The organism is Synechococcus sp. H60.1 (genome assembly GCF_047462335.1).
Taxonomy (GTDB): domain Bacteria; phylum Cyanobacteriota; class Cyanobacteriia; order Thermostichales; family Thermostichaceae; genus Thermostichus.
Window position 1 is genome coordinate 1 of the sequence record NZ_JANSJA010000188.1, and the last position, 7110, is coordinate 7110.

General features: G+C 58.4%; 7 protein-coding genes. 4 read left to right on the forward strand and 3 right to left on the reverse strand.

Annotated elements, in window-relative coordinates:
* Window positions 1-7: 7 nt before the first annotated feature.
* Window positions 8-889: a LysR family transcriptional regulator gene (locus NW852_RS09645; protein ID WP_414371366.1), complete on the reverse strand. Its 882-nt coding sequence runs from the start codon at window positions 887-889 to the stop codon at window positions 8-10.
* A gap of 267 nt (window positions 890-1156) precedes the next feature.
* Here NW852_RS09645 and NW852_RS09650 point away from each other — a divergent pair, with 267 nt between their 5' ends.
* The 4 genes from NW852_RS09650 (at window position 1157) to NW852_RS09665 (ending at window position 5752) form a co-directional block, all read left to right on the forward strand.
* On the forward strand, window positions 1157-1621 hold the full coding sequence (locus NW852_RS09650; protein WP_414364126.1) for a redox protein: 465 nt from the start codon (window positions 1157-1159) through the stop codon (window positions 1619-1621).
* A 69-nt stretch (window positions 1622-1690) separates the two neighbouring features.
* The gene (locus NW852_RS09655) at window positions 1691-2650 is read left to right on the forward strand and encodes a sugar phosphate nucleotidyltransferase (protein WP_414371368.1); all 960 of its coding nucleotides are present in this window, start codon (window positions 1691-1693) and stop codon (window positions 2648-2650) included.
* A gap of 49 nt (window positions 2651-2699) precedes the next feature.
* Window positions 2700-3410, forward strand: coding sequence for a methyltransferase domain-containing protein (locus NW852_RS09660; RefSeq protein WP_414364123.1), 711 nt, complete (start codon window positions 2700-2702; stop codon window positions 3408-3410).
* A gap of 233 nt (window positions 3411-3643) precedes the next feature.
* Window positions 3644-5752: a caspase family protein gene (locus NW852_RS09665; RefSeq protein WP_414426683.1), complete on the forward strand. Its 2109-nt coding sequence runs from the start codon at window positions 3644-3646 to the stop codon at window positions 5750-5752.
* Here the strand turns inward: NW852_RS09665 and NW852_RS09670 are convergent.
* On the reverse strand, window positions 5749-6420 hold the full coding sequence (locus NW852_RS09670) for a DUF1614 domain-containing protein (protein WP_414371374.1): 672 nt from the start codon (window positions 6418-6420) through the stop codon (window positions 5749-5751). The two genes, NW852_RS09665 and NW852_RS09670, sit on opposite strands and share 4 nt — an antisense overlap.
* Before the next feature lie 124 nt (window positions 6421-6544).
* On the reverse strand, window positions 6545-7110 hold a 566-nt coding region (locus NW852_RS09675; RefSeq protein WP_414426684.1), incomplete at its 5' end, for a hypothetical protein.

The following is a 7110-nucleotide window of genomic DNA, read 5'->3' on the forward strand; positions in this document are numbered from 1 at the left end:
TTGAACTTCACCCTGCCCGCTCGGATCGGCTTCCTCGCAAAGTCTCCAGAAAGGCATAGACTGCCGGCGGATGCAGCGCCGAGGCCAGCACGGCAGCCCCGATCACCCGCTCCAGCGGGACGGGCAGACGGCGGATCTGGATCCCTGGGGGAATAGGGATGGCAGCCAGGCGAGGCAAAATGGCCGCTCCCAGGCCCTGCGCCACCATGTTGACGATGGTGGAATCTTCTTTGACTAGGTAGGCCACCTTAAGGGTTTGGTGGGCCGCCTCCCAGTGGTTGCGCACCGCTGTGGTGCATTCAGCGTAGTTGTAGAGAATGTAGGAAAAACGGGAAAGATCCGCCCAGGTCACGGCTTCCGGCAGAGGGCCAAAGCTCTCCGGCACCAACAGAATGAACTCGTCGCGAGCGATCTCCCACGTCTGCAGATCCTCGGCAGCTCGCGGCAGCGGCAACAGGCCGATATCCACCTGGCCCGAGCGCAGCAGATGTTCCACAGTGGCCGGATCTGCTTCCGTGAGGGTAAGGGTAACTTGCGGAAATTGCTGGCGAAAGCGGGCGATCACCGGTGGCAACAGGTGCGTGGCAGCGCTGCGAAAGGCAGCAACCCGCACACTTCCCCCACGTAAGCCTTTTTCCAGGTTGGCCTCGTAGTCCATCTGTTCGCGCAATTGCAGCATCTTGCGGGCATAGCGCAGTAACCGCTCTCCCACCGGAGTTGGACGTGCCCCAAACCGACCGCGCACCAACAGGGTTACCCCCAGTTCTTCTTCCAGACTGGCGATGGCCCGGCTCACCGCCGACTGGGAAATGTGCAGTTGCAGGGCGGCTTCGCTGAAATTCCCCTTCTCCACCACTGCCACCCAGGCTTGCAGTTGCGAGATGTTCATCGATGCCATCTATTCGATCTGCGCATAGATGTGATGTTATCTCAGGTTTGAACCTCTCGCTGAGGCTGACTAAACTACAACGTACAGCTTTTTTCCGCTGGATGGAAGTCTTGCCAATCGGCAAGGCAGCTATTCCCCAGAAAGTACAGAAGATACCTCTGTTGTGCTGGGGCCAGTATGACTGAAAAAAGCTGGAATTCTGCTTCACAGTGGAAAAAATACCTTCTGGCTGTCTCTGAACAATTAGGCGTGCCTATGTCCAGATCTATGTTTGCTCTCTTGCCTTTTCATCAGTTTCGAGATACTCCCGGCGTGCGGTTTTTCGATATCACCATCCCCCGATCCAATGCCCGCGATCTGGTTTATCACGAAGGGCCAGCCGTCAGCCCTCCCGACAATCCTCAGGGCTATTGGCAGTTTTATCTACATCCCCACCAAGAAGACAATTTGTTGGCTCTGTGGGGAGGACGAACCTTTTACTTGGTCAACTTTAGCTGGCGGGATCCCTTTCACATTGTGCGCCTGGAGGCGAATCGAGGCATTTTGCGCATTCCTCCTGGCACCTTTCACCGTTCTGTTTCCGACCCCGAGGGATCCATCGTTTTAAACCAGGCGGTGCGCGACGAAAAAGCTGTTGTGGAAAAGGAATTTCGCATCTACGACAGCAGCCGTATTCCGCGTTTGTTGCAAGTCATCTCGGCGGCTGCCCCTGTGCCCCGCATCTGCGCCTGAGCTAGCCTCAGCCAATTGGCTCTGGCGAACCAAGCCCTTTTCCCCTACTATCTAGGCGGGGAAGATGGGTTGAGGACGGCTATGCAGGCGGTGATTTTGGCAGGGGGGCAGGGAACTCGCTTACGGCCTTTGACCCTATGGCAGCCAAAGCCCTTGCTGCCTTTGTTGGAGGTACCCTTTTTGCACTGGCTGATCGGGCGCTGCCGCCGGGCCGCCCTGACAGACATTTTACTCAGTGTGGGGTATCTGGGCAGACAAATCGAGGCGGCTCTTGGAGATGGCGCCGCTTGGGGAGTAAAGCTCCGCTACATCGTCGAGGAGACGCCGCTAGACACAGCGGGAGCTTTGGTGCTGGCCCAACCCTACTTCAGCGGGGATCCCCTCGTAGTCTTCAATGCCGATATCCTCACCGATCTGGATTTGTTAGCTTTGATACAGTGCCACCTACAGAGTGGGGCCGTTGCCACCCTTACCCTTGCCCGCGTGGAGGACATCACCGCCTATGGCCTAGTGGAGGTGGGGGAAGGGGGCCGGATCCAATCCTTTCGGGAAAAGCCCACCGCTGCCGAAGCTCTCACCCTCACCACCAACACCATCAACGCCGGCACCTACGTCCTTGATCCAGCTATTTTCAAAGACTACCCCAGCGGGGATCCCCTCAGCTTGGAGCGGCGTGTCTTCCCCGATTTGCTGCGGCAGGGGCGACGGCTGCAAGCCTACCTGCACACTGGTTACTGGCGGGATCTGGGCACGCCGGCCAGCTACTACCACGGCCAACTGGACATTCTCCTGGGCCGGATGACAGACTTTCCTCTCGAGGATGTGGAAGCAAAGGCGCCGGGGGTATGGGTTCACAAAACGGCTGAGATCCACCCCAACGCCCAGCTACAAGCCCCCTGCTACATCGGCGCTCACACGCACCTGGGCTCCCAGGCTCAAGTCCCCGCTGGCACCATCCTCGGCAGCTACAGTTGGGTCAATGGATCCCTGCAGCCGGGGGTCTATGGGCCGGGCCTCCTGGTAGTCTAGGTTAAAGGCCAGTTAAGCACCCAAGCATCCAAGACACAGCTAGCCGAAGATGGAGCTACCGCAAACTGGGGAACGCTGGGATCCCTACCTTGCCGCCGTAGCCGCCCGCTTCAACCGGGAGCTGGAGGTGCAGCTAGGTCGGGCCAGTTGGCAGCTTCCCCCTGACCTGGAGCAGTTGCCCTTTTGGCAAGCCCAAGAGCGGGATCACCTCCAGGAACGCCTGGGGATCCCTTTTTGGCAATTGCGCGCCCCCAAAAAGCGGGAAGCCTGCTTGGATCTGGGCTGTGGAGTGAGTTTCCTGACCTATCCCTGGAACGACTGGCAGGCTCACTTTTACGGCCATGAGCTGAGTGGGGGGATCGTGCGCTTTGTGCGCTCGCGAGCACCGCAGCTTAACTCCAAGCTGTTCAAGTCGATGCAGCAGGGATCCGCCCATCACCTGGAGAACTACGGGCCAGAGCAGTTCGATCTGGCCATTGCTACAGGATTTTTGTACTACTACCCGATAGATTACTTTGATGCGGTTTGGGCAGAACTGATGCGGGTGTTGCGTCCGGCTGCACCAGTGATTATCGAAGTGGTCAATCCTGAATCGGTGTGGGCCGAACAGTGGGGGTTGATTGAGCTATTCAAAGGCAGCGAACCGATTCTCACACCCCTACAGGAGTGGGAGCGGCGCATCGCTGACTTGGGCGGCAAAATCCAGAAACAGGCCAGTGGCGAGCTATTTACCACCTATTGGATTCAGCGCAAGTACTAAACGGGCTTGGCGTCGGTTTTCCCATACCCAGACGGAAGGGATCCCGCCAAGGCTTTCGTCAACAATGTAAACGTGTAAACGAAACGCCAAAAACGGTCACCCGATCCCTCGAAAAAGCTGTGGGGGTGGGGATATCCTGAAGTAGGCAGCAACAGATCCAGTACAAAGTTGAGCTGTGGCTCGCTCGCCAACAGGGTGGCTGTTACGCCAGTGAGGCAGCCCACGAGGCTAACATGGAAAGGCGGTCTTTTTTACAAAAGTTACTCCTGGTTGCTGCCGGCCTTGGTCTCTCTCCTGGCTGGTTGGTGGGTCAGGCTGAGCGCTATGGGCAAGCTTTGGCGGCCAGCTCCCGCAAGTTGGCTCTCTTGATAGGTATTAACCGCTACCCTGGTGAGGGATCCCCGCTGCAGGGCTGTGTGACCGATGTGGAGCTGCAGCGGGAGCTGCTCTTGTATCGCTTTGGCTTTGAGCCGGCAGAGATTCTCACCCTCACCGATGGGGCCGCCACGCCGAGTGGGATCCAAGCAGCCTTTGCGGAGCACTTGGGGGGTTCAAGTCAGGCGGCGGAAACAGTGGTCGTGCAGTTTAGCGGCTACGGCCAGTGGCGGGCGGGATCGACGCCAGGCCAGTGGCAGCCGGTGCTGCTGTTGTCTGGCTCTGAAGGAATGGCGGTGATGGAGCTAGACAGCTTTTTCCGGCTTGTGGAAGGCTTGGGCACCGCCCAGATCACCACTCTGCTGGACTGTGGCTTCACCCATGTCTTGCCGTCGGTGCGAGGCAATTTGCAACTGCGTTCCCGCCCCCCAGCCGGGAAAGGAGCAGGATCTGCCGCCTCAGACTCCTCGGAACCGCAGCGGGTTTGGCCGTCTCCGCCCAAGGGCTTGTTGATTGCCGCCACCACTCCCCAAGACTTGGCAGCAGAAGCCGCTTGGCCAGGATTCTACGCTGGAGTACTCACCTATCTGCTGACGCAGTACCTGTGGGAAAGCACACCTGCCACTCGCCTGCTGGTGGCCTTCAACCAAGTGGCCAGCCGGCGGGAGCTGGGCCTGTTTGCCTGTCAGCGCCCCATCTTGGAGGGCAAAGAAACGGCTCGACGCATCCCGCCCTACTTCCTCACCCCCCCTCAGGTGGCAGTCAGCGGCGTGATCCAGGAAGTGAAGGGGAATCGGGCTCAGGTGTGGCTGGGTGGGATCCCACCGGCGGCGCTGGGTGGTCTGCAGCCGGGTACTCTTTTGGCTCCCCTTGCTGCCGAGTCTTCCACCACCTCGCCGGTGCCGCTGCTGATTCGTTCTCGCAGTGGGCTGTTGGCACAGGTGCAGCCGGCCAATGGGGAAGGTCAATTACCTCCGGTGGGAACGCTGGTGCGGGAGCAGTTGCGCAGCCTCTCCAGCAGCCTCAAGCTTTTGGTGGGTCTGGAAGACAACTTGGGTCGCGTTGAAAAAGTGGATCTGACCAACGCCATCGCCGGCTATAGCTGGATGGAGACGGCTAACCCGCGCGAGCGCCAGGTGGATTGCCTGCTGGGCCGCATTACTCCAGAAATGGCCGCTGCCTTTCAAGCAGACGCTCTGCCCAAGCCTTTGGAAGTCAACGGCTACAGCCTCTTTTGGCCGGGGCGAGAATTGCTGCTCAATTCCTGCGGGCCGGCTGGGGAAGCTGCGGCTATGGCGGTGCAACGGCTGGTGCCTCGTCTAGCCCATCTGCTGGCGGCCAAACGTCTGCGGGCTACCCTCAACGCGGCTACCTCGCCGCTGGCGGTGGTGGGGGAATTGTCCACCAGAAGTAAAGCCCCCTTGCGGGCGCCACGGTTTGCCCAAGGGGCCTCTGCTCTTGCCGAGCCAGGCATCCCACGCTTTATACGCGGGGATCCCTTGCATCTCACCCTGCGCAACGAAGGCGAGCAGGATCTGTTCGGCTACCTGTTGATGGTCGATTCCAGCGGGCAACTGCACCTGTTGGCTCCCGTGCCCCAGGAGGACTTTGCCCTGCCACTGCGTCTAGAGGCCAAGGGCAGCCTGACTTTGCCACCCCTGCCTGAGGTGGCCGGGGAGTCGCGCTCTGCCGTCAATCCCGATCTGCTCACCTGCCATGCCCAGGGGCTGACCGAGCTATTGTTTGTGGCCAGTACTCGCCCCTTGTCGGCCAGCTTGGAAGCCCTCAAAACCATGATCCGTCAGCAGGGGATAACCCGTTCGCCGATGTTGCTCAGCAAACCGCTGGAGTGGACGCAGATGCTGCTAGAAGAGCTGACCCGTCGTCCGCCAGAAGGGGATCCCGACCTGCGCTGGCTGGATCCCAGCCAGGCTGTTACCCTTTCCCTCACCTATTTGCTGGTTTAGCTCAGCAGCAGGGCAAACAGGCCACAGAGGGCAATGCCGTCGAAAACGCCGGCCCCGCCAATGCTGAGAATGCCCGAGCAATTGCGCCGCAGCACCTCCGGCAGGTGCAGCAGATCCGCTCCAATCACTGTGCCCAAAACCCCGCCGGCAAAGGCCACCGCCGGCGCCTGATCCCCCGCCCAGAACAAAGCGGCTAAGGCTGCCGTGGCCGGGGCAATCAGAGGATTCATCTGAATGCCGATCCCGGGCACCACGTGGGAAGCGTAGTAGCTAACCACCGTTACCAGTGCCGTTACGGCCAGGATCAACAGCCCATCAGCCCGCCCAAATTGGTACAGGGCCAAGAGCACCGGGATCAGCCCTCCACCCACGTTGAGGGCAACCACCGTCTCCTGAGAAATCTTGGCCAACGGGATCCCCCAAAATTGCCGCATCCACAGGCTGGCCAGGTCTTCTACTAGGGTTACCTCGCACTTGACGCGGTAGAGAGGAATATTGACCGAGCTGCCCACCAAGATGGCCAGCAGCAGCAACAGCGCCCCCTCCCGCGAGAACCCCAGCTTCCCCACCGCCAGCGCCACCACGTCCACCGCTACCCCCAGCCAGAGGAAGGGCAGCAGCAGCACCAGCATGAAAAACAGCAACAGCGAGAACGGTAGGTAGAACATGGCAGGGATCCCAGGCTTTCCTCCAGCCTACCAGGACTCGGTTCAACTTTTCTTGGCCTCAGAGGGCAAGTAAGAAGTTAGGTTTGCAACTACAGATCATTTGCCTGAGGCGCCTCAAGATTGTCTAGAGACCAAAAATAGTGTTGCGGATATCCCGAGAAATGCTGTGGCCGGCCTCCCGATCGCTAGGGGTTTTGGACAGGCTAATTTGGTAGCGTCTATCCCCGTGAAAGCAAATCCTGACATGATTATCTTCCGCGATGACCTCAAAACCGAGCTCTTCCAACCTTTTTCTGTAATAATCACTCCACCCATTATAGTCTGAAGACAAGCTGTCTACAGATTCCCTAATTCTCTGACGATGATCATCACCCTCGTTTGCTTCGTTATTCTCAACCAAGTTTCTAAGTATATGCTGGACTCTGCTCCCTTCGTGTACGTTATTAATTTTCTCTCTCAGGATTTCCAAAATAAAACTCTTAGCTTCTTGTGGGTAAAACTCTTTCTCGGTTATTTTCAAGACTATATCTATTTCCGACGGCTCGTACCTTGTATAATGCCCTCTTCCCTGGAGAATTGTAGACAGAGTCTTTTCATAACCTTCTATGCCAGTCTTCAGCGTCTTTATTTCCTCATCCCTTTGTTGAAGCTGTAGTCTCAGCTCTGTAATCTCGTCTGCGTCTGCATGGA

What these genes read in the sequence shown, in the direction of transcription:
- NW852_RS09645 (WP_414371366.1), bottom strand. Translation starts at nt 889, where the DNA reads ATGAACATCTCGCAACTGCAAGCCTGGGTGGCAGTGGTGGAGAAGGGG.
- NW852_RS09650 (WP_414364126.1), top strand. Translation starts at nt 1,157, where the DNA reads ATGTTTGCTCTCTTGCCTTTTCATCAGTTTCGAGATACTCCCGGCGTG.
- NW852_RS09660 (WP_414364123.1), top strand. Translation starts at nt 2,700, where the DNA reads ATGGAGCTACCGCAAACTGGGGAACGCTGGGATCCCTACCTTGCCGCC.
- NW852_RS09665 (WP_414426683.1), top strand. Translation starts at nt 3,644, where the DNA reads ATGGAAAGGCGGTCTTTTTTACAAAAGTTACTCCTGGTTGCTGCCGGC.
- NW852_RS09670 (WP_414371374.1), bottom strand. Translation starts at nt 6,420, where the DNA reads ATGTTCTACCTACCGTTCTCGCTGTTGCTGTTTTTCATGCTGGTGCTG.